General features: G+C 75.5%; 1 protein-coding gene. It reads right to left on the bottom strand.

All coding sequences use genetic code 11. The annotated features are described in order from the left end of the window. Positions 1-149 precede the first annotated feature (149 nt). Positions 150-1406, bottom strand: a 1257-nt coding sequence (gene lysA / locus J0670_RS37995) for a diaminopimelate decarboxylase (RefSeq protein ID WP_243438093.1), incomplete at its 5' end; no start/stop codon positions are given.

The raw sequence follows: 1406 nt of genomic DNA, 5'->3' as shown, positions 1-1406 counted from the left end.
CCACCACGATCAGCGCGCGCGCCATGTCCCGGGCCTTTCCTCAGCGGTCCTCGACGAATTCCCCCGTCCAGCCTGGCGGTTGCGAGGAGCGCGGGCGCGGTGGGCGAGCCGTCGTTCGGCCGAACGGGCACACGCCGAACGGGTACACCTCAGCGGCCGACCTCCCGCAGGCGGAAGTCCTCGACCGTCTCCCGCCGGATCAGCAGCCGCGCCCGGCCGTCCCGCACCGCCGCCACGGCCGGGCGGCCGACCAGGTTGTAGCCGGACGCCATCGACAGCTGGTACGCGCCGGCCGCCGGGACGGCCAGCAGGTCCCCCGGGCGCAGGTCGGCGGGCAGCTCGGCACCCCGCACCAGCACGTCCCCGGCCTCGCAGTGGCGGCCGACCACATCCACCCGCATCGCACCCGTCTCCGACCGGCGCCCCACCAGCCGCACGCTGTACGGCGATCCGTACAGCGCCGGCCGCGGGTTGTCGCTCATCCCGCCGTCGACGGCCACGAAGCACCGGCCGTCCGCGCCGTGCTTCACCGACAGCACCCGGTACACCGCCACCCCCGCCGGACCGGCCACCGCCCGTCCGGGCTCGACGACCAGGCGCGGCACCTCCAGCCCGGTCTCGGCGCAGCGCACCGCCAGCCGGTCGGTCACCCGCACCGCGAACTCGGCGAGGTCCAGCTCGGCGTCGCCGGACAGGTACCGGATGCCGTGGCCCCCGCCGAGGTCCAGCTCCGGCAGCTCCACCCCGTACCGGTCCCGTACCGCCGCGAGCAGCCACACCAACGCGTCCACCGCCTCCAGGTACGGCTCGACCGACGTGATCTGCGACCCCACGTGGCAGTGCAGTCCCACGAGTTCGAGCCCCGGCTGGTCCAGCACCCGGGCGATCGCGTCGGCGGCGTCGCCGCCCTCGATCGGGAAGCCGAACTTCTGCCCGCCCACCCCTGTCCGCACCGCCTCGTGGTGCCCGGCCGCGATCCCCGGGACCACCCGGACCAGCACCTTCTGCGGTGTGTCGGCGGCCACCAGTGCGGCCAGCCGGGCGATCTCGGCCGGCCCGTCGATGACGATCCGCCCGACCCGCAGCCGCCGTGCCAGCCGCAGCTCCTCCGGGGACTTGGCGTTGCCGTGCAGCAGGATCCGCTGCGCCGGGAAGCCCGCCGACACCGCCAGCCACAGCTCACCCGCCGAGCAGACGTCCAGACCCAGACCTTCCTGCTCGACCCAGTCCGCCATCGCGCTGCACAGGAAGGCCTTGGCCGCGTACAGCACGTCGGCGTGCGGCAGCGCCCGGCGGTACGCCCGCGCCCGGCGTCGCACCTCGCCCTCGTCCAGCACGTACAGCGGGGTGCCGAACCGCTCGGCCGCCTCCGCCAGCCCGACCCCGCCGACCAGCACCTCGCCGCC

Origin of the sequence: Streptomyces sp. FH025 (assembly GCF_017427025.1) — a bacterium.
Lineage (GTDB): Bacteria > Actinomycetota > Actinomycetes > Streptomycetales > Streptomycetaceae > Kitasatospora.
This window is presented reverse-complemented; position numbering and strand designations above follow the sequence as displayed.